This is a genomic window from Bradyrhizobium sp. NP1, from assembly GCF_030378205.1.
In the GTDB taxonomy this organism is placed as follows: domain Bacteria; phylum Pseudomonadota; class Alphaproteobacteria; order Rhizobiales; family Xanthobacteraceae; genus Bradyrhizobium.
Map to the genome: position 1 here is coordinate 682,521 of NZ_CP127385.1, position 21,022 is coordinate 703,542.

At 65.3% G+C, this 21,022-nt stretch carries 18 protein-coding genes; 5 read left to right on the plus strand and 13 right to left on the minus strand.

From position 1 onward, the window contains the following. Positions 1-108: 108 nt before the first annotated feature. Positions 109-984 carry an S-methyl-5'-thioadenosine phosphorylase gene (locus tag QOU61_RS03215; RefSeq protein ID WP_289656697.1) on the plus strand — a complete coding sequence of 292 codons (876 nt, stop codon included), beginning with the start codon at positions 109-111 and terminating at the stop codon, positions 982-984. A 26-nt stretch (positions 985-1,010) separates the two neighbouring features. Beyond that, positions 1,011-2,120: an S-methyl-5-thioribose-1-phosphate isomerase gene (gene mtnA, locus QOU61_RS03220; protein ID WP_289656698.1), complete on the plus strand. Its 1,110-nt coding sequence runs from the start codon at positions 1,011-1,013 to the stop codon at positions 2,118-2,120. A gap of 2 nt (positions 2,121-2,122) precedes the next feature. Here the strand turns inward: mtnA and QOU61_RS03225 are convergent, their stop codons facing one another. From QOU61_RS03225 to QOU61_RS03245, 5 genes are all read right to left on the minus strand, one after another. Next, on the minus strand, positions 2,123-2,953 hold the full coding sequence (locus tag QOU61_RS03225; RefSeq protein WP_289656699.1) for a sugar phosphate isomerase/epimerase family protein: 831 nt from the start codon (positions 2,951-2,953) through the stop codon (positions 2,123-2,125). Between the two features lie 14 nt (positions 2,954-2,967). Then, complete coding sequence (locus tag QOU61_RS03230; protein WP_289656700.1) at positions 2,968-4,503, minus strand: tripartite tricarboxylate transporter permease; 1,536 nt, start codon at positions 4,501-4,503, stop codon at positions 2,968-2,970. Positions 4,504-4,520: 17 nt separating this feature from the next. After that, positions 4,521-5,069: a tripartite tricarboxylate transporter TctB family protein gene (locus QOU61_RS03235; RefSeq protein WP_289656701.1), complete on the minus strand. Its 549-nt coding sequence runs from the start codon at positions 5,067-5,069 to the stop codon at positions 4,521-4,523. A gap of 63 nt (positions 5,070-5,132) precedes the next feature. Beyond that, positions 5,133-6,137 carry a Bug family tripartite tricarboxylate transporter substrate binding protein gene (locus QOU61_RS03240; protein ID WP_289656702.1) on the minus strand — a complete coding sequence of 335 codons (1,005 nt, stop codon included), beginning with the start codon at positions 6,135-6,137 and terminating at the stop codon, positions 5,133-5,135. A 148-nt stretch (positions 6,138-6,285) separates the two neighbouring features. Further along, positions 6,286-6,918: an HAD-IA family hydrolase gene (locus QOU61_RS03245; RefSeq protein ID WP_289656703.1), complete on the minus strand. Its 633-nt coding sequence runs from the start codon at positions 6,916-6,918 to the stop codon at positions 6,286-6,288. 115 nt (positions 6,919-7,033) lie between these two features. Here QOU61_RS03245 and QOU61_RS03250 point away from each other — a divergent pair, with 115 nt between their 5' ends. Then, positions 7,034-7,792: a S1 family peptidase gene (locus QOU61_RS03250; RefSeq protein WP_289656704.1), complete on the plus strand. Its 759-nt coding sequence runs from the start codon at positions 7,034-7,036 to the stop codon at positions 7,790-7,792. A gap of 99 nt (positions 7,793-7,891) precedes the next feature. On the opposite strand, the gene QOU61_RS03255 is transcribed toward QOU61_RS03250, so the two are convergent. After that, positions 7,892-8,545 carry a glutathione S-transferase family protein gene (locus QOU61_RS03255; RefSeq protein WP_289656705.1) on the minus strand — a complete coding sequence of 218 codons (654 nt, stop codon included), beginning with the start codon at positions 8,543-8,545 and terminating at the stop codon, positions 7,892-7,894. Positions 8,546-8,845: 300 nt separating this feature from the next. On the opposite strand from QOU61_RS03255, the gene QOU61_RS03260 reads away from it, so the two are divergent. After that, a complete protein-coding gene (locus QOU61_RS03260) occupies positions 8,846-10,345 on the plus strand; it encodes a flavin-containing monooxygenase (RefSeq protein ID WP_289656706.1) in 1,500 nt (499 codons plus the stop codon). Positions 10,346-10,351: 6 nt separating this feature from the next. Here QOU61_RS03260 and QOU61_RS03265 read toward each other — a convergent pair whose 3' ends face one another. From QOU61_RS03265 to QOU61_RS03290, 6 genes are all read right to left on the minus strand, one after another. Then, the gene (locus QOU61_RS03265) at positions 10,352-11,179 is read right to left on the minus strand and encodes an MlaD family protein (protein ID WP_289656707.1); all 828 of its coding nucleotides are present in this window, start codon (positions 11,177-11,179) and stop codon (positions 10,352-10,354) included. 260 nt (positions 11,180-11,439) lie between these two features. Beyond that, entirely contained in the window at positions 11,440-13,674 is a 2,235-nt protein-coding gene (locus QOU61_RS03270; protein ID WP_289656708.1) for an acetate--CoA ligase family protein, read from the minus strand. A gap of 148 nt (positions 13,675-13,822) precedes the next feature. Continuing rightward, a complete protein-coding gene (locus QOU61_RS03275) occupies positions 13,823-14,539 on the minus strand; it encodes a DUF1614 domain-containing protein (protein ID WP_289656709.1) in 717 nt (238 codons plus the stop codon). A gap of 130 nt (positions 14,540-14,669) precedes the next feature. Then, the gene (locus QOU61_RS03280; RefSeq protein WP_289656710.1) at positions 14,670-15,581 is read right to left on the minus strand and encodes a phosphodiester glycosidase family protein; all 912 of its coding nucleotides are present in this window, start codon (positions 15,579-15,581) and stop codon (positions 14,670-14,672) included. 87 nt (positions 15,582-15,668) lie between these two features. Next, positions 15,669-16,247 carry a class GN sortase gene (locus tag QOU61_RS03285; protein ID WP_289656711.1) on the minus strand — a complete coding sequence of 193 codons (579 nt, stop codon included), beginning with the start codon at positions 16,245-16,247 and terminating at the stop codon, positions 15,669-15,671. A 200-nt stretch (positions 16,248-16,447) separates the two neighbouring features. Beyond that, on the minus strand, positions 16,448-18,730 hold the full coding sequence (locus QOU61_RS03290; protein ID WP_289656712.1) for a marine proteobacterial sortase target protein: 2,283 nt from the start codon (positions 18,728-18,730) through the stop codon (positions 16,448-16,450). 187 nt (positions 18,731-18,917) lie between these two features. Between QOU61_RS03290 and QOU61_RS03295 the strand changes: the two genes are divergently transcribed. Continuing rightward, the gene (locus QOU61_RS03295) at positions 18,918-19,685 is read left to right on the plus strand and encodes a helix-turn-helix domain-containing protein (protein ID WP_289656713.1); all 768 of its coding nucleotides are present in this window, start codon (positions 18,918-18,920) and stop codon (positions 19,683-19,685) included. Between the two features lie 108 nt (positions 19,686-19,793). Here QOU61_RS03295 and QOU61_RS03300 read toward each other — a convergent pair whose 3' ends face one another. Continuing rightward, positions 19,794-21,014: an ABC transporter substrate-binding protein gene (locus tag QOU61_RS03300; protein ID WP_289656714.1), complete on the minus strand. Its 1,221-nt coding sequence runs from the start codon at positions 21,012-21,014 to the stop codon at positions 19,794-19,796. Positions 21,015-21,022: the final 8 nt, after the last annotated feature.

The following is a 21,022-nucleotide window of genomic DNA, read 5'->3' on the forward strand; positions in this document are numbered from 1 at the left end:
TCCACTCGCATCAATATTTCCTAGTGTCCCGTTGGTTCTGACATTCGTAAGAGAACTCGCTGCAACATGATACGAATGTCAGAACCGGGACACTAGCGTGGAGCGGGCATGGCAAAAGCAGTTCTGGGCATCATCGGCGGCTCCGGCATCTACGACCTGCCGGGCCTCGAGAACGCGCGCGAGGAAGCGATCGAGAGCCCCTGGGGCGAGCCGTCGGCGCCGCTGCGCCGCGGCAGCATCGCGGGCTTGCCGATCGTGTTCCTGCCCCGCCACGACAAGGGCCATCGGCTGTCACCCTCCGACATCAACTATCGCGCCAATATCGATGTGCTCAAGCGTGCCGGCGTCACCGACCTGGTCTCGCTGTCCGCCTGCGGCTCGTTCCGGCAGGAGCTGCCGCCCGGAACCTTTGTCCTGGTCGACCAGTTCGTCGACCGCACGCACAAGCGCGAGAGCTCGTTTTTCGGCAAGGGCTGCGTCGCCCATGTCTCGATGGCGCATCCGGTGTCGCCGCGGCTGCGCATCCATCTTGCCGCTGCGGCCGAGGCGACCGGGCTTTCCGTCGCGCATGCCGGCACCTATGTCTGCATCGAGGGACCGCAATTCTCGACCAATGCCGAGAGCATGACCTACAAGAATCTCGGCTATTCGGTGATCGGCATGACCAACATGCCCGAGGCCAAGCTCGCGCGGGAGGCCGAGATCTGCTACGCCACGGTCGCCATGGTGACCGATTTCGATTGCTGGCATCCCGATCATGATGCGGTCACGGTTCAGGATATCATCCGCGTGCTGGGCTCGAACGCGGACAAGGCCAAGGCACTGGTGGCGCGGCTTGCCCAGGACTTCCCCCGCCAGCATGAGCCGTGTCCGATCGGCTCGGACCGCGCGCTCGACACCGCATTGATCACGGCGCCGGAAGCACGCGATCCCGGATTGTTGAAGAAGCTCGATGCGGTGGCAGGAAGAGTGCTCCGCGTTTAGCGAGGAGGCCAGGAGCGAGCGCTGCCATGAAGGTCGACGGCAAGCATTTCCGCACAATCTGGCTGGCGCCTGACGGGGTCACCGTCGAGGCGATCGATCAGCGTCGGCTGCCGCATGAATTCGTCATCGTTTCGTTGAACACTGTGGAAGAGGCGGCGGAAGCGATCCGCTCGATGCTGGTGCGCGGCGCGCCGCTGATTGGGGCGGCCGCGGCCTATGGCATGGCGCTCGCGATGCGCGCCGATGCGTCCGACGCGGGAATCGAGCGCGCCTGCCGGATGCTGCTCGCGACGCGCCCGACCGCGGTCAACCTGCGCTGGGCGCTGGATGAGATGCGCCGCCTGTTGCAGCCATTGCCGCAGCCGGACCGCGTGGCCGCGGCCTATGCGCGGGCGCGCGAGATTGCCGATGAGGACGTCGCCATCAACAAGGCGATCGGTCGCAACGGGCTTGCCCTGATCGAGGCGGCCGCCGCGCGCAAGCGGCCGGGCGAGGCCGTCAACGTGCTGACCCACTGCAATGCCGGCTGGCTTGCCACCGTCGACTGGGGCACCGCCACGGCACCGATCTACACGGCACATGACCGTGGCATCGGCGTCCATGTTTTCGTGGACGAGACGCGGCCGCGCAACCAGGGCGCTTCGCTTACCGCCTGGGAACTCGGCCATCACGGCGTGCCGCATACGGTAATTGCGGACAACACCGGCGGGCATCTGATGCAGCAGGGCATGGTCGATCTCGTCATCGTCGGCACCGACCGCGTCGCCGCCAACGGCGATGTCTGCAACAAGATCGGCACCTATCTGAAGGCGCTCGCGGCGTTCGACAACAAGGTGCCGTTCTATGTCGCATTGCCGTCGCCGACGATCGATTTTTCGCTGAGTGAAGGCGTTGGCCGCGTCCCGATCGAGCAGCGCGGGCCCGAGGAGGTCACGCACATGACCGGCCGCACCGCGGACGGGCGGATCGAGACGGTGCGGATCGTGCCGGAAGGCTCAGCCGTCGCGAACTACGCCTTCGACGTCACGCCGGCGCGGCTCGTCTCCGGGCTGATCACCGAGCGCGGCGTGCTGACGGCAGCGCGTAATGCGCTGGCTGCCGCCTTTGCGGAGCGCGGCGCGAAGGCAGCCGAATAATATCAGGCCGAGGCGTCGAGCAGGCCGCGCAGATAGCCGACGGAGAAGGCGGCCACACCGGCGCCGTCGGGCACATAGTCGAACGGCTCGACAGCGATCGTCCCGGCATAGCGGTTGCGCTTCAGCGCAGCGAGGATGGGAGCGAACTGCATCTCGCCCTGGCCCGGACCGCGCCGGTTCGGGTCGTTGACCTGGATATGTGCGACGAGGCCGGTCGGCAGCCAGCGGTCGATCAGCGCGGCGACGGATTCGCTTTCGGCGAGGCCGGCGGCGCTGCAATCGATCATGGTGCGCAGGTTCGGATGATCGATCGAGCGCACCAGTTCGGCGCCTTCCGCGACCGTGTTCACCAGCTCCGTCTCGCGCTTCGACAGCGGCTCGATGCAGTAGGTGACGCCGGTGCGCGCCGCGACGAGCGCGATCTGCGCCAGCGCGTCCCGCAGGCGGCCGAGTGCGGTGGCATGCGTCTCGCCGGCCGCGATCTGCCGCTGCTTCGGCGAGCCGTGCACGAGCACGTGGCCGCCCAGTTCCGCGCACAGGCCGGTGAGGCGGGTCATCACCTCGATCGTGCGGGCGCGGACGCTTGCGTCGGGATCGGTCAGCGACAGCCCTTCGGGCTTGACCAGCAGCCAGTGCAGCCCGGTGACGGCAAGCCCGAAGCTTTCGATGGTGGTGCGGATTTTCGCAGCCTGCACGGACGTGATCCGCTCCGGCGTGTCGCTCAGGGTGAACGGCGCGACCTCCAGCCCGTCATAGCCGAGGCTGGCGGCGTAGTCGCATTGCCGCTCCAGCGGCATGTCGGCGATCACCTCGTTGCACAGCGCGATCCGCATCGGGAAAACTCCGCTCACGCCGTCCGCGAGGTCAGGCGCTGGATCTGCCGGCTGACGGCGCCGGTGATATTGGTGACGAACGCCTTGAACGCCGGGATATAGAGCAGCAGGATCAGGATGGTCACGGTGGCGAACGCGATGCTGATCGGGCGGGTGAAGAACGGCACCAGGCTGCCGTCGGAGAGCACCAGCCCGCGGCGCAGGCTCTTGTCGAGCAGCCCGCCGAGCACGAGCCCCAGCACGAACGGCGCCATCTGGTAGCCGCGCCGGCGCAGGAAGAACGCGCCGATGCCGATCGCCATCATGCAGTAGATGTCGAACAGGCGCGAGGCGCTGGCGAACGCGCCGACCGTGCAGAGCAGGAAGATGATCGGCATCAGCACGGTGCGCCTGATCTTGAGCACCAGCAGCAGGGGCCGGATCAGGAACAGGCCGAACACCAGGATGCTGACGGTCGCAAGCGAGGTCATCGCCACCACGTCATAGATGAACTGCGGATGCTCGATCATCAGCATCGGGCCCGGCTGGATGCCGTGGATGATCATCGCAGCCATCAGCACGGCCGATGGCGCCGAGCCGGGAATGCCGAGCGCCAGCGCCGGAATGATGTGGCCGGGCACCGAGGACATATCGCCGGTCTCCGCCGCCATCAGCCCGTCGATCGATCCCTTGCCGAACTGATCGCGCTCCTTGCTCACGGTCTTGGCGGCGGCATAGGACATCCAGGCGCCGGCGTCCTCGCCGACGCCCGGCATCAGGCCGGTCAGCACGCCGATCACGCCCGAGCGCAGCACGGTGCGCCAGTATTGAAAAACCTCGCGGAACCGTGGCAGCACGGAATCGCGCATCTCGACCATTTTGCGCTCGACGGGATCGGCGAGCGTGGTCAGGACCTCGGCGAAGCCGAAGGCCCCGACCAGCGCCGGGATCAGCGCGATGCCGCCGGAGAGCTGATTCCAGCCGAAGGTGAAGCGGTCGAAGGCGTAAAGCCCTTCCTGGCCGATCTGCGCCACGAACAGGCCGAGCGTGCCCATCAGCCAGCCCTTCAGGGGATCGTTGCCGACGATGCTGCCGGACATCGCGACGCCCAGCAGCGCAAGCCAGAAGAATTCGTAGGCGCCGAACGACAGCGAAACCTCCGCAAGCAGCGGCGTGAAGGCGGCAAGGCACAAGACGCCGAACAGCGTGCCGCTGAAGGCACCCGAGGTCGCAATCCCGATGGCGCGGCCGGCCTCGCCGCGCAGCGCCAGCGCGTGACCGTCGGCGCAGGATGCGGCGTTCGCCGCGGTGCCGGGGATATTGAGCAGGATCGCGGTGCGCGAACCGCCATAGAGCGTGCCGACATAGGAGCAGATCAGGATCAGGATGGCGTCGTTCGGCGCCATCTTGATGGTCATGGTCGTGAGCAGCGCGATGCAGAGCGTCGCCGACAGTCCCGGCAGGCAGCCGACGATGATGCCGAGCAGCGCCCCGCCGAGCCCATAGGCCAGCGAATAGGGATTCAGGATGCTGAGATAGGCTTGACCGAATTCGGAAAGACCCGACAGCATGGCGTATCCAAAAACCGTTAGGGCAGGCGAACCAGGAAGATGTCCTGGAACACGATGGTGACAGCGAAACCGGCACCGAGGCCGATCGCGATGGCGGTGGCGATCCGGCGCAACGTCAGGCGTTCGCCGGAGGCGCGGCGCTGCTGATATTGCAGCGAGAGAATGGCGGCGGCGACGAAGATGGCCGAGGCGAGCCAGAACGGCAGCCCATGCCCGACGAGACCGACGCCGAAGGCGAGGCAAAGCGCAAGCACCAGCACGATGCGCTTCTGCTCGGCGCGATTGGCAGGCGGACCGCTTGCGGCAAACAGATGGGCGCGCCAGCTTCGCGCCGCCAGCAGCGCGCCGAGGATCGTCATGGCGATGCCGAGCAGGCCCGGCAACAGGCCGGGGATGGTGTAGGGATTGATGTCCTGGTTCGCGAGCCGGTCCATCGTCACCGAGCCGATCAGGATCGCGATCCCGAGCGCCATCCAGCCGAGCGCGGAGAGGAAATCGTCACGCAGGGTGACGAGATCCTCCTCGCCCGGGTTTGAAGCGGGCCGAACCTGTTCAGGCGAAGACATCGGCATCACCAGCAGGGTGGAGGCGGCCGTCAAAGGTGGATGGTTCGCTAGCCGTGGTCATGATCAGGGTTTTGCAATACCGACCGTGTCGGGCGAAACCTTGGCCTTGCCGCTGTCGAACAGCAGCCAGGCGTTGGCCTGCACGGCGGGGAACACGGCCTTTTGCGCCGCCTCGCCGGATGACGGCGCGAACAGCGCGCCGCGCGAGGTTGCGTACTTCTTCACCGCCTCGTTGTTGGCGATGTTCTCCTTCCAGACCTTCTCGACCGTGGCGATCACCTCGTCCGGCACGCCCTTCGGAATGAAGATGCCGAAATAATTGGTCGGCGCGGTGAAGCCGGGAATCGTGTCCGACAGCGGCGGAATCTTGCCATAGCCTTCCAGCTCCAGCGGCTTGTCGCTGACGGTGGCGAGCGGCCTCAAGCGCTTGCCGCGGATCATGTCGGCCTGCTCGACCGCAAGCTGGGTGGTGACCTCGGCTTCGCCGGAAACCGTGGCGACGACGGCCGGGTTGCCGCCGTCATAGGTGACATGGCGGTATTTCACGCCGGTGACCTTCGCGATCAGCTCCATCGCATTGTGGCCGGCCGAGGTGACGCCGGCGGTCGCGACCGAAATCTTGCCGGGCTGCGCCTTCATGGCGTCGAGCAGCTCCTTGGCGTTTTGATAGGGCGCGCGCGCATTGACGCCGATCACCTGCACATTGGCGATCGAGAGAAACAGGTGCCAATCCTTGATCGAGGTGTCGAGCGAGCCCAGCGTCTGGTAGGCGCCGAGATCCTGCGCGGCGCCCGCCGTCCAGGTGTAGCCGTCCTTGGCCGCTTCGAGCGCGCTGCGGGTTCCGATCGACCCCGATGCGCCGGGCTGGTTGACGATCACGATGGTCTGGCCGAGCGACTTCTCCATCTCGCCGGCCACCAGCCGGGTGATCTGGTCGGTCGAGCCGCCCGCCGCCCACGGCACGATCAGATTGATGGGACGGGCCGGCTTCCAGTCCGCCGCGCGCGCCGGCAAGGCCAGAAGGGCACAGCTTGCCGCCAACAGAACAGCCCCGAACCGAATGCTCACGCGTTTTCCTCCATCTGGTTAGTTGATTAGCGGGGATTGTATGCGCAACAGGGGGCCCCGCGCAAATGCGGCGCGTGCATCCGCAGGCGGTGACGTATGCGTGCTACTTTTGGCTTAGCCGTAGGGGTGAAGGGCGGGCGGCGCGCAGCTATCGGAGCGCGAGCCCGGTCGCGGCTTCGAGCTCCGCAAGGGCCTGTGCGGCGCTCGTCACCTTGATCGTGGTCATGCCCATCTCGCGCGCGGGCTTCAAATTGACGCCGAGATCGTCGAGGTAGACGCAGGCTCCCGGATCGACCTGTAACGCATCCGTCATCATCCGGTAGATGCGCGGATCGGGCTTGCGCAACCCGATCTTGGCGGATTCGATGACGTGGTCGAACAGCGCCATCACGTCAGCGACATAGAGCGAGCGACCGCTCGTGCTGCCGATCGCATTGGCCGGCAAATTGTTGGTGATGCAGCCGGTCTTGAAGCTCGCTTTCACCCGCTTCAGCGCCTCGACCATCTCCGGCCGCAGGTCGCCCTGCAAGAGCGGCAAGACGTCCCGGCCACGCACCTCCGCGCCGAGCGCGAGCGACTCCACGGCAAACAATTTGTCGAAGGCCTCGATATCGACCTCGGCGCGCTCGAACTTCGCCCAGGCATTTTCGAGGTGGTTGGCGGCGTTGGTGCGACGGATGATGTCGGCGGGCAGCCCGCGTTCGGCCTCGAAGCGCGCGAACGCCTCGAACGGCGAGGTCGTCAGCACGCCGCCAAAATCCCAGATCACCGCCTCGATCATCTTGCCCTCTGCCAAACCTGTGCGACCGAAGAAATCGCTAGCACGCTGCGATGTCACGAGCCAGCCCGCCGCTTTGGCTTGGCGCGGCTGCCGCAACCCGCTATCTCTTGCCGCGATGAAACGGTCGCTTGCCTGTCTTGCCGCATTCGCGGTGCTGTCTGCCGGTCCTGCCCACGCCATCGTCGGCGGCGCGCCGGCCGCGACCGACGGGATCGGCGGCTCGGTCGTCACCATCGTCGGCTCGCGCGGCAATTTCTGCTCGGGCGCCTTGATCGCGCCGACCCTGGTGCTGACTGTCGCGCATTGCGTGCAGCCCGGCGCCGACTACAAGATCGTGGAATATGACGCCAACCGGCAGCCGCAATTGCGCGACGTCAAAAGCGTCGCCATCCATCCCGGCTTCAGCATGCAGACCATGCTCGCCCATCGCGCCACCGCCGACGTCGCGCTGCTCGCGCTGAAGGTGCCGGCAAAGGAGAAGAGCGCCGAGCTCGGCGTGCCGCAGCTGCCCATTGCGTCGGGCGGAAAATTCACCATCGCCGGCATCGGGGTCACCGTGCGTGGCGACGGCAAGAGCGGCGGGATTGTCCGCTCCGCACCCCTCGTTGCGACTGGCAAGCCAGGAACATTGCAGATCCGTCTGGTTGATCCCGCAGGCCAGGGAACGCGCGAGGGGTTAGGCGCCTGCACCGGCGATTCCGGGGCGCCGGTGTTCGAGGAACAGCCGTCGGGCGCTGTCATCATCGGTGTCGTGAGCTGGTCGACCGGCCCGAACGGCGCAAGCGGCTGCGGCGGGATGACCGGCGTCACGCCGCTCACGCTCTACCGCGACTGGATTGTCAAGATCGCGCGGCAGTGGGGCCTTGCGCTGTAGGTGGTCCAGTGTCCGGTGCTGACATCAGCATCATGTCGCAGCGAGATCTCTTACGAACGAAAAACTCGGATGGCGACTTCCGTCCCGGACGGACCTCAATCAGCCGGTCGGTGCCTTGCCGCTGTAAAGCGCCAATTGAGCGTCGAAAGCCCGCTTGTAAGCGGGCCGCGCTTCGCCGCGGGCGACATAGGCGGCCAGATTCGGATATTCGTCCAGAATGCCCGAAGATTTCAACCTGAGCAGCACCGACACCATCATCAGGTCGCCCGCGCTGAACCCACCATCGAGCCAGTCGGCACTGCCAAGGCGAGCGGAAAGTTGCTTCAACCGGTCGCGGACGCGATCCATGACCAAGGGCAGGCGCTCCTTGCTCCAGGGCTTGTCGCCCTCCAGAAGCCTGGCGGTTGCGAGTTCAAGGATCGCCGGCTCCACGGTGTTGAGCGCGGCAAACATCCATGTGACCGCGCGCGCCCGGGCATTGGCGTCGTCGGGCAGCAGGCCCGCATGACCCTCGGCGATATGAAATACGATCGCTCCTGTCTCGAACAGGGCGAGATCGCCTTCCTCGTAGGTCGGAATCTGGCCGAAAGGATGAAGCGCCAGGTGCGCGGGCTCCTTCATCGCGCGGAACGAAACGAGGCGAACCTCGTAGGGTTGGCCGACTTCTTCAAGCGCCCAGCGAACGCGCGTATCGCGCGCCAGCCCCTTGCCGCCATCGGGTGACCGTTCAAAGGCGGTAATGATGATGGTCATCGTGAGGCTCCTCCCTGGCGCTGCGATCGTCTCCTGGGAACTTCAGATCGAAAGCGGCACTGGAATCATGGGTTTGCCAGTGTCCTTTGCTTTCCGAGGTTCGTGCAAGAGATCGCAGCGATGTATCACGAACTTCGGCAAGCGGGCATTGGTGAGGGTTGACCTTCGCGCCGCCTGCGGGTGAATTAATGGTCGCGCACGATCCGAACGAGTGCCAGCGTTTTCCCGAGCGGATCATGTTTCAAACAGGAATCGAACGCGCGACGGTGATCGCGCTTTTCGGATCGCCAGAAGGCCGCCATGAACGTCACCGTCCGCAACGCTTCCACCCCGACGACATCGGAACATTTCGACGTCCTGATCGTCGGCGCCGGCATTTCGGGCATCGGCAGCGCCTATCATCTGACGAAACAGCTTCCCGATATACGCTTCGTCATCCTGGAGACGCAGGAAAGCTTTGGCGGCACCTGGGTGACCCACCGCTATCCCGGCATCCGCTCCGACAGCGACCTGCATACCTTCGGCTACAGCTTCAAGCCCTGGACCGGTCCGCCGATCGCGACTGCGGCCGAGATCCTCGCCTATATGGGCGAGGTGATCGAGGAGAACGACCTCGCCAGGCACATCCGCTATCACCACCGCATTGTATCCGCGCGCTGGTCGAGCGAGAGCAATCGGTGGACCATCGAGGCGACCCGGCTCGACACCGGGGAGACGGTGATCCTCACCGCCAATTTCTTCTGGATGTGCCAGGGCTATTACCGCCACACGGAGGGCTATACGCCGGAATGGCCGGGCATGAAGGATTTTGCCGGCCGCATCGTCCATCCGCAGACCTGGCCCGACGATCTCGTCCTGAAGGACAAGAAGGTCGTGGTGATCGGCTCCGGCGCGACGGCGGCGACGCTGATCCCGAACATCGCCGACGACTGCGCCGAGGTCGTGATGCTGCAGCGCTCGCCGACCTATTTCAGGACCGGCCGCAATGCGATCGAGCTCGCCGAGCAGTTGCGCCAGCTTCAGGTCAACGAGGAATGGATCCACGAGATCGTGCGGCGCAAGATCCTGTTCGAGCAGGACACGTTCACGCGCCGCTGCTTCGCCGAGCCGGAGAAGGTCAAGCAGGAGCTGCTCGGCGCGATCCGCGCGGAGCTGGGCGCCGACTATGACATCGACACACATTTCACGCCGAGCTACCGCCCGTGGCGCCAGCGCATCGCCTTCGTGCCGGACGCCGACCTGTTTCGTGCCATCAAGAGCGGCAGGGCCTCCGTCGTCACCGACGAGATCGAGCGCTTCACGAGCGGCGGAATCCTGCTGAAGTCAGGCAAGCAGCTCGACGCCGACATCATCGTCACCGCCACCGGCTTCAATCTCAATGTGCTCGGCGACATCGATTTCGTGATCGACGGCAAGCCGCTCGATTTCGCCGACACCGTGACCTATCGCGGCATGATGTTCACGGGGATTCCGAACATGGCCTGGGTGTTCGGCTATTTCCGCGCAAGCTGGACGCTGCGCACCGACCTGGTCGCCGAATTCGTCTGCCGCCTGCTCGCCCACATGAAGCAGACCGGCGCCGGCCGCGTCGAGGTCGCGCTGCGACCGGAAGACCACAACATGCCACTGCTGTCCTGGATCGATCCGGACAATTTCAATCCGAATTATCTTATGCGCGAGATGCACCGCCTGCCTAGGCGCGGCGACAAGGCCGAGTGGCAGCACACCCAGGACTATTGGGCGGAGAAGGACGAATTCCCCGCGATCGACCTCAACGACAAGGCGTTCGTCTACGGGTGAGGCCGGTCACTGCCGCTTCTGCCGCCGCGGCGGCGCGGATGCTGCTTCGCCCGGCGCGCCGAGCTTGGCGGCCATCTGGTTGGCGGCCTGGCTGACGTCGAGCAGGGTGCGCCGGCTCTCCTCCATCAACACGCCCGAGCGCTTGTTGAAGCTGTCGGCGAGCTCGCGGATCGTCTTCACCTTCTCGAACAATTCCTCACCCCGGCCGTCGGCCATGCCCGGCAGCACGTCGTCGATCCGGTTGAAGACGCGGTCGATGCCGGCAAAGGCGTCGTCGGCCTTGGCGAAGATGCTGTCGATCGCCTCGCCCTTGCTCTTCAGCGAAGCCGTGTAGCTCTCGAAGGAAAGCATGGCGTCGCGGATCAGGGTGCCGTTGTTGACCAGGATGCGGTCGACATTGTGCAGGGAGTCGCGGATCGATTCGACATCCTGCAGGTTGGCGTTCAGCACCGGCACGCCGTCCTTATCGAGCGGCACCGGCGGGGCCGCCGGCGCGCCGCCCACCAGCGAGATCGCGGCGACCCCGGTCAGCCCCTGGAACTCGATGCCGGCCACCGTGTCCTTGCGGAGCGGCGCGGCATTGTCCAGCATCACCTCGGCGACGACCCTCTTTGGGCTCTCCAGCTTGATCGACCGGATTTCGCCGGCCTGGATGCCGTCGAAATTGACGGCGCCACCCTTGCGCAGGCCCAGCGCCGAGCCACCCTCGAACACGATGCGCAAGGGGCTGTGCTGCTGGGTGCCGCGGATCTTCTGGATCGTCAGCCAGCCGACGAAAACCACGGCGATCGCCGCGAGCGTCGTGGTTCCGATCATCACATTGCTGGCGCGCATCCTGATCCTTAAGTCATCCCCGGCATCGCGACGACGCGGCAGTGAATCCGGCCGCGCGAGGCGCGCGATTGTACGGCGAAAGCGCTTTAAGCGAAAGGCTAGTGTCCCGAATCCGATGTTCGCACGGTCTTGCGGCGGGCACTTTGCGAACTTCGGATTCGAAGGACACTAGCAACCATATGATTCTAGTGTGGCTTTGGTTCAGAAGTCCGCATGAAGAATGCGTGGGCCAAAATGATGCGGACTTCTGAACCGCCACACTAGTGCCCGGCTGCATGGCGGGCGGCCGTATTGTTGAGCACGATCAGCGCGTCGACGGCGACACCGGTTTTGGCATTGATCAGGAACGGGTTGACGTCGATGGAAGCGATGCGGTTGCCGGCATCCGCGATCAGGTTGGAAAGGCCGACCAGCGCCTTGACCGCGGACGCCTCATGCAGCGGCGGCTTGCCGCGATAGCCTCCGATCTTCACGCCGGCCTTGGTGCGGCCGATCAGCTTCCTGGCTTCTGCCGCATCGAGCGGCGCGCCGGCCAGCGCAACATCCTTCATCAGCTCGATATCGACGCCGCCGGTGCCGAACAGCACCACCGGCCCCATCTCGGCGTCGAAGGAGGCGCCGACCACGAGCTCGAGATCGGCCTTGACCTGCTGCGCGATCAGGATGCCGTCGAGCTTCGGCTTGCCCTTCAGCTTCTTTACCCGCGCGGTGATCGTCTCGAACGCCTTCTTCACGTCAGCGGGGGTGGTGAGGTTCAGCATCACACCGCCGATGTCGGATTTGTGCAGGATCTCGGCGCTGACCACCTTGGCGACGACGGGAAAGCCGATTTGCTTCGCGATCCTGACAGCTTCCGCCGCCGTCTGCGCGATCGCCTCCTTCGAGATCGGGATGCCGTAGGCTTTCAAGAGCTTCTTGGAGGCGATCTCGTCCAGTGCGGCGCCGTTCGCCGACCTCAGCGCCCTTTCCAGCACGGCGCGCGCGGAAGGTTTCGAGCTCGAGACGATGTCGGGCACTTCCTTGGGCAGCGCCGCATAGTCGATCAGCGACTTGATGGCGCCCACCGCACGGTCCATGCCCTGCAGCACGGCGATGTGAGGCAGCGACTTGCGCAGGCTCTTGGTGAATTCGGTAAAGCCGATCGACATCGCGCTGATGTAGATCACGGGCTTGGCCGCCTTGCCGGCCATCTCGTTGACGATGCGCAGGTTGCGCTCGCGCAGCTCGTGCGGCGCCTTCGGCAATTCAGCGTCGATGATGACGATATCGGTATCGGGATCGTCGATCATGATCTGGATCGACTTCATGTAGACGGAGGGATCGACGACGGCGGCGAAGCCCGCATCAAGCGGATTGCCGACGATCGAGCCGGGCCCGAGCATTTTGGCGAGCTGCTCGCTCGCATGGCGGCTCAGCGGCGCGAAGTTCAGCCCGGCGGAATAGAAGGCGTCGATCAGAAGCCCGCGCTTGCCGCCGGACAGTGTGACGGCAGCGAGCCGGTTGCCCTTGGGCAGCGTGGCATGCACGAAGCATTCGGTGGTCTCGATCAGCTCGTCGAGGCCGCGCACCCGGATCACGCCCTCGCGCGTCGAGATCGCATCGAAGGTTTCGATCGATCCCGCAAGCGCGCCGGTATGCGCCATGGCGGCGGCGCGGCCGCCTTCGGAGGCGCCGAGCTTGAGCGCGATGATCGGCTTGCCGGCGGCGCGAGCGGCCTTGCAGGCGTCGCGGAACGCCTTGGTGTCGCGCACGCCTTCGAGATAGAGCACGATCACGCGGATGCTCGGATCGGCGGCGAAATAGGTCATCAGGTCGGTGGTCTCGAGCCCGGCCTCGTTGCCTGTCGTCACCATGTAGCCGACGCCGACGCCACGATCCTCCAGCGCCTGGCGGATCGCCATCACGATCGCGCCGGACTGGCCGGCGATGGCGACCGCGCCCGCTTCCATGGTGACGATGCGATCGTCGATATTGGTGAAGAGATTTTCGCCGGCGCTTAAGTTGCCGAGGCAGTTCGGACCGGTGACCGCGAGTCCGGTTTCGTGTATCGCGGCTTGCAGCTCGGCCGCGAGCCTCAGGCTTTCCTCATCCTGCAATTCGGAGAAACCCGACGTCACGATGGTCGCCGAGCGCGCGCCCGCCGCGGCCGCGTCGCGGATCACCTGCGCCGCAAAGCGCGCCGGCACCAGCACCAGCACGTGGTCGGGCTGTTCCGGCAGGCTGGCAAAATCCTTGTAGCAGGGCACGCCCCACACCGTGTCGCGCCTGGCGTTGATCGGATAGAGCCCGCCGGCATATTTGTACTTGATCAGGTTGTTCCAGATCCGCTCGGCATAGTTGCCCGGCTTGTCGGTGGCGCCGACCAGCACGATGTTGCGCGGATGCAGCATCGCGTGAACGCCCTTGATGGTGCGGCTCGCGTCCGATGGCGGCGACCATTTGGCCGGTGAAGCAGACGCAGCGACGGCACAGGCTTCGCTGACTTGGGCTTCCATGGACGCATCCTCACTCTGGTTTGTTTCTTTGCTTGTTCTTTGTGTTTGTTCTTTCCGCGCCGCGGCATATCGCGACGATGCGCGTCCCGCGACTTTTCCATTATGAGCAGTTGGCTGCGCCTGGCAACCGACGGCTTTCGCGGAGCGTCTATGCCCGCAAACCCGGACGCGCCGGCGAAGCGATGCCGGCGAGCAGCACCGCGAGGATGCCGGTCAGGAAAATGCCGTCGAACGTGCCGGCGCCGCCGATCGAGGCGACGGGCGCACCGAGGCCGCCGATCTTGTCGAGATTGAGGAGATCGGCGCCGACAAGTGTTCCCATCGAGCCGCCGATATAGGCGAGCGGCGCGGCATATTCGCGCGACAGGATGAAGGCGAGAATGGCGGTCACCACGACCGGCGCGAGCACGGGGACCGCGATGCCGACGCCCCGCACCGGCGTCGCCATGGCATGGATGATCGCGGCGACCACCACGATCGCGATCGCGGCCTTCAGCCAAAGCTCGTAGCGCAGCACCAGATAAGTCGACATCAGTGTCGGGATCACGGCGCCGCCGACATTGACGGCAAGCACGGTGCCGGGCCATGCCGTCACCAGCGGCACCACGTAGCGCATGCCGAAGAAATCAACGACCTCGCCGGACATCACCTGCTTGTCCGGCAGGACGGTGATTGGAATGTTGAAGTAGCTGCCGATCAGCGAGCCGAACAGCAGCAGCAGTGCCGCGCCAGGCCCGACGCCCAGCTTCATGTAGGCGTAGCGCAAAATGCGGAGCTGGATCAGGATGATCAGCCCGATGAAGACGAAGACGAGGAGGGAGAACAGTCCCGGCGTCAGCGGGAGGTAGTGAACCTGCGAATCCATGATCGTGCGCACTGTTTGGGCCGGCTTCGTGGCCATCGAGTGCCTGGAATGTAAGGGCAAAGCGCAGGGAATGAAAGTGCAGGGCCGCGATTTGCCGCGACGATCCTTTCGTCACGACGACGGTGCATCGTTATCTGGGAAAGACAGCGAGAACGATCGGCATCCTCGCCATGGTGCCGTACGGCCAGGTGAGCAACTTGGCCCCGTTGTCGTCGGCCTGCAGTTCCCATTGGCCGGATGCTCGTCGCTCAAAGCCATTGAGCGAGATTCCCTGACAAGCCACCGGCCCGCCGTCGAGGTTGAGCGCCGAGGTCAGGTCGAGCGGCGCGTCGCGCAAGAACTCGGCGAGGCGGCTCAGCGAAAAGAACGCGTCGGTCGTGGTCCCCAGCACGATCCATCCCGACTTGTCCTGGCCGACAAAGCTGCGGTTGGCGAGCCAGCGGCTCTTCGGAACGGGATGCCGCTCCGGATTTTTGGAGACGAGAAGCGGATACGACACCATCGCGTTGTCGGCGCCGGAAAGCGCGGAGCGCCAGTCTTCGTCCGCCAGATCGCGGATGCCGACCGAGTTCGCCGATGCGACGAAAGCCCCCGCCTTGGCGTCATATTTCTCGGGTCCGAGCCGCGTCCCGTTGCTCACCAGCGGCGTATCGGGCGTGCCCTGGCGCGAGTAGTAGCTTCCGTTGATGACGAGGGCGGCGCCAAGCGATGTCATCCACTGATCGAGGGTCTTGTTCTTTGCCGGGGCATTACGCACCTCGAATCGGAAGCTGGCCGGGTCGATACGCGCCAGCAGGATGCGGTCGACCTCACCGCTCTCAGCGAGAACCGGAAGCTCGGCCGTCTCGAAGCCGGGAGCGATCTGCCGCCATTCGAAGCGTCCGGGTCTGACGGGCGGAGCGCCTTGCAGCGCCAGCCGCATCGACGGCGAGATGCGTGCGTCATCGTTCTTGACGCTGATCCAATATGTCCCGCCATGCTTGACCAGGACGCCAAATCCACGTGGACCGGCGTAGACCCACAGGCCGCCGGCCGCGGTCATGATAGCAATGATTGCGACGATCAGCGCAGCCCTCAAGATTCCTGGAACCCGCAACAATGTGAGATCTCCGGTATGGGTAATGTTGGTTCAAGTTCGAGCAGCCGTCGCTCCGATCAGGGTCGCGTGCAGCAGATAGCGCTCCGGGCCCGAGGTCAGCGCGTCGAACGGCCAGCAGGTGGACAGGATCAGCTCATGGCCGCCGCCGGCCGGATCGATGCCGGATTTGTCGAAACGCACGACCGATGCCGCATCCGCGCGGTAACGGAACGTCCTGCCGTCGCTGCGCGTGACGTCGATCTCGTCGCCGATCGCGACGTCCTTCAGGAAACGGAAATGCGTGTCACGATGCGCGGAATAGACGGCGATGCCGCGTTCGCCGGCATCCGCCGTTCCCTCGACATGGCCGGGGCCGAAGGCGAGCGCCTGGCCGCTCGAGCCCGCAAGCACGATCGCGCTGGCGCCGATCCGCTTGACCTCGATCCGCGCCACCGGCCAGGTGTCGGCCCACGACCACGGCTTGGTCGGATGGCCGGTCGCAATCGTCTCTTCGAAGGCGTGTTCGAGCAGCACCTGCGCGAGCAGCGCCTTGGCATGGATATAGGCGCCCTGGCCGAACAGGATGAGGCCGATGAGGCTGAGGAGAAGAGGGAGAGCCAAACGGGGCATTGTGGTTCTCGATGACTTCGTCATTCCCGGGCATTGTGTCGGTATCGAACAATGCTGCGCAATTGCGCAGCTGTGGTCTGGTCCTTCGGACCATCACGGAAGGACGGTGAAGGAACGATCGCGCGCGCGGCACTTGGGGGGCGATGGCCGCGCGCGCTTTGTGAGGGAGGAGATGGGGGCGTCTCCTCCCTTCATCCGCGTCAACCTGGGGAGAGTTGACGACGGTTGAACACGAAGAGGATCAGGCCGAGCGCGAGCAGGATTGCGCCCGCGATCATCTTCAATTCTGCATCGGTTGCGGTTTTCGGCAGCGTGATCGTGATCGGCGCCGGTGTCGCGACCGGCCGCTTCAGCGCGACCGGCAGCAGGTGCGCATCGCCGTCCGGACGCTGGGCACGGCGCTCGGTCGGCGGCGCGGGCAGCGGCTGTCGTTCGCCGAACACCTTTGCGAAGTCCCAGCCGGCGGGCAGGTTGAGCGGCAGCTCGGCAAGCTTCAACGGCGCGCCGTCGGGGCGGCTTGGCGTCTTGTCGATTGCGACGAGGCTCGTCAGCCTCGTCACGAGCTGATGCTCCAGCGCGAGCGCCAGGATCGCCTTGTCGGCTTCTTCGGGCGCCATCTGCCGCGTGGTGCGCGCGACTTCGGCGTCGCTGATCTTGCGCCGCGCCCACAGCTTTGACAGGCCCTTGCCTTCGGCGGCGTTGGCAAGCGGCAGCGTCACGCTCCACGGCCGGTCGCCGAGCTTGCCCTTGATCTCGACGGAGCCCGCGAGCTTGTCGAGCCTTGCGGCCAGCACCAGCGGCTCGCCGCGATAGATGTCGGGCATCACGCTCGGGGTGATGTCGGCAGTCGCCGCGGTGAACTTGGCGGACAGGCCGGTCACGGCGGGATTTTCCAGCTTTTCGAACAGGCCGCGCATGCGTTCCTCGACCTGCTCGACCGAGCCGATATGGGTGAAGGCGCCGCGGCCGAGCTCGGCGGCACGCGTCATCAGATAGGTGTTCGGCGCCGAGCCGATCCCGACCATGAACACGCGGGAGCGGCCACGCATCGCCGTGATGGTCTCGAACAATTGCTGCTCGTTGCCGATGGCGCCGTCGGTGAGGAACACGACCTGCCGCACGGTGCCGGCGTCGCTGTCGCGGTCCGTCAGCGCGGCGCGCATCGGCGGGATCATCTCGGTGCCGCCGGCGGCCTGCAGCGCGCTGACGAAGGCGGTCGCGCTGGCGAGGTGACTGGCATCCGCCGAGACCGGTGTCGGAAACAGCACGTCCATGCTGTGGTCGAAGCGGATCACGTTGAAGCGGTCGGTCGGCTGCAGACGGCCGAGCGCGTAAAGGAGGCTCGCCTTGGCCTGTACGATCGAGGTGCCACCCATCGAGCCGGAATTGTCGATCACGAAGATCACCTCGCGGGCGAGCTGCTTGCGCTGGGCCTCGTCGACCGCAGGCGGCGTGACGAAGGCGAGCAGATAATCGGCGTCGCCGACATGCTCGCGGAACAGGCCGACGGAGGGCGCGGTCTCCGCCAGAGGCTTCCAGGCCAGCTCGAAGTCGCGATCGGCCGGCACCACGCCGTCGGCGAGCCGGATCAGGCGCGTCGCCTCGTCAGGGTTTTCGATTCTGACCTGATGATGATGGCTCTTCACCTCGCCGAGCGGGAAGCCGGCGTTCAGATGAACGGTGATTGCGGTCGGATTGACCGGCTGGTTCTGCGCGGGGTCGAGCACTGGCGGGGCGATGCGATCGCGGTCGGGCACGGGATCGGACTTGATCGCGCCCCAGCCGCCGCCATCGGCGCGCAAATCGACGCTTTGCACGATCGGCGCCGGATTGTAGCGCGGGCCGACCACCATCGGCACGCGCAGCGAGAACTCGCCGCCGGACTGGTGCACCGGCTCCTGATATTCGATCTGCACCAGCACGGTCTCGCCGGGGCCGATATTGGCGACCGAATTGGTGAAGATGTTCGGCCGCTCCTGCTCGGTGAGCGCGGCCCGCTGCCCGTTCCGCTTGGCTTCCTCGTAAGCCACGCGTGCCTGCTGCCGCTCCCTGATGTCGCCGACGATGACACGCTCGCCGACCACCATCTTCAGCGTATCGACCGCGCCGCCTTCGGGCAGCGGATAGACATAGGTGGCCTCGACAAAGTCCTGTGTCGGGTTGCGGAACAGCTGCGTGACGCGGGCGCGCACCGTCGGCCCGGCCACGGTGAGGTCGACGTCGATGCCGAGCCGGATCGCCTCCGCATAACCGTCACCGGTCTTGAACAGCAGCGAGCCGGAGCGGGCATCAGCCGGCTTGACCAGCTTCAGCACCGCGGGATGCGCGGTTTCCGCCGACCAGACCGGCTCGAAGCTCAGGAACAGCGCCGCGAAGCTGACGATGCCGACGGCGACGCCCTGCACGACCAGAAACAGCAGCAGGGTCACGATCCGTGACAGGATCGTGGGGTTTTCGATCTCGAATTCATCTGGGGTGGTCATCGCATCTTGCTCCTGACGGCGCTGGAATGGCCGGAACTGTGCGGAAACGCCCCGAATGGCGCGAGCGGATTGATCAGCCTTGTTTGGCCGCGTGCCGCTGGGCCACGCCGCGGTGGATGCGGCTTTGTGCGGTTTTGTGCTGGATTGTGCGGTCTGTTAGACTGGTGCCCAATTTGCAGGGGTGACCATGTCCGCGCCGGACAAGCAGCTTTCCGACGAGCAGAGCCGGCAGATCGCCGAGACCATCCGTGAGGAGCTCGCCCGCCGCCGCGTGTCGCGGCAGACGCTGGCCGAGCAGGCCAAGCTCAGCCTTTCGACCCTGGAAAAGGTGCTGGGTGGCCGCCGCCCCTTCACGCTTGCGACCATGGTGCGGCTCGAGCAGGCGCTCGGCATCTCCTTGCGCAAGGCGCTGGATGCCGCGCCGGCGGCCGCGGTCGCCGTCAATGGCGATGTCGCGCCGGACAGTCTCGGCGCCTATTCGCGTCGTGCGGTGTCCTGGCTCGAAGGCGTCTACCTGACGCTGCGCCCGTCATTCGGCGACAGGGAGGCGATCTATGCCTACCGCACCGAGATCGCCTGGGACCCGGCGGCGTCGTCGCTGGTTTTCCGCGAGGGAGAACGGCAGGACGCCGCCTACACGCAATGGGGCGAGGTCGCGGTGCCCAACCAGTCGGGCTTCATCTATCTCGTCACCAACCGGCATGGCCAGCACCGCCTGATCACGGTGTCGCGCCCGACCATCGCGGGCGAGATGTATGGCATCATCACCACGCTGCTCGCCGGGCGCGGCTCGCTGCTGACGCCGATCGCGGCCCCGATCGCGTTCCTGCCGATCAAGAACATCCCGCAGCCCAGCGTGGGGCGTGTCTCGTCCACCGATGCCAATTTCGCCGTATATCGCGAGCACCTGCGTCGCACCACCGACGAGCCCTTTGCGATGTTCCTGCAGGGGTAGTTCAGTCCGTCATTCCGGGACGCGCGCCAGCGCGCACCCGAAATCTCGATCCCTCATCTCTAGATTCCGGGTCTGCGCCTTGCGGCGCATCCCGGAATGACGCCGGGCCTAGCCGCCCGTCTCGGCGCTGATGATGTCGCCGAACAGCTCCCACTTGCCGCCTTTGAACTGCATCATCTTGAGCTGCTCGATCGGGGCGAAGTCGGTGGCGCTGGTGTTGACCTTGATGCCGGGGATCAGGGTGTCGGGCGCGAAGTCCTTCAGGCTGGCCGCCTGCTTCATCACGTTCTCGCGCGTCAGGTCATCGGCGCACTGCTTCAGCACCTGCACCATGGTCTGCGCCGCGGCATAGCCATAGACCAGGTTGCTGTCGGAGACGTTGGCGCCCGGCATGTATTTCTCGGCGAAGGCCATGAACTTCTTCATGCCCTCGTCGTCCTTCCACTGCGGATCGGAGGCGTCCTTCAGGTAGCCGGCCGACAGCACGCCTTCGGAGGCGTCCAGCCCGGCGGGCTTCATCACCGAGCCAATGGAAATGGAAACGTCGGTCATCACATGCATCGGCTTCCATTCCAGCTCCGCCATCTTCTTGATGGCCTGGGCTGCGAATTTCGGCGTCGAGATGTTGACGAAGACGTCGGCGCCGGTGCCCTTCAGCTTGACGATATGGGAATCGATCGAGGGCTCGGTGGTCTCGTAGCTTTCCTCCGCGACGATCAGGCTGGAGGCTTTGGCACCGAAGATGTCCTTGAGGCCGGCAACGTAGTCCTTGCCGAAATCGTCATTGGCATAGAACACCGCGACCTTGGCGTTCGGCTTCTCCTTGAGAATGTATTTTGCGAAGATCCGCGCCTCGACGCGGTAGCTGGGCTGGAAGCCCATGGTCCAGGGGAACTCCTTCGGGTCGTTCCACTTGCTGGCGCCGGTGGCCAGGAACAGCTGCGGCACCTTCTTGGCGTTGTGATACTTCTGCACCGCGGTCTGGGTCGGCGTGCCCAGCGCATTGAACACCAGGAGCACCTCGTCGCTCTCGATCAACTTGCGCACCTGTTCCACCGTCTTCGGCGGCGAGTACCCGTCGTCATAGGAGATGAAGTTGATCTTGCGCCCGTTCACGCCGCCGGCGTCGTTGACCATCTTGAAATAGGCTTCCTCGGTCTTGCCGATCACGCCATAGGCGGACGCAGGCCCGCTATAGGCTTCGACATTGCCGATCTTGATCTCGGTGTCGGACGCGCCGGTGTCGTATTTCTTTTGCGCGAGCGCGCCCTGGGTTGCCGCCAAGGTGAAGGCGGCAGCGGCGAGCAAGGTGAGTTTCTTGTTATTCATCAAAGGAC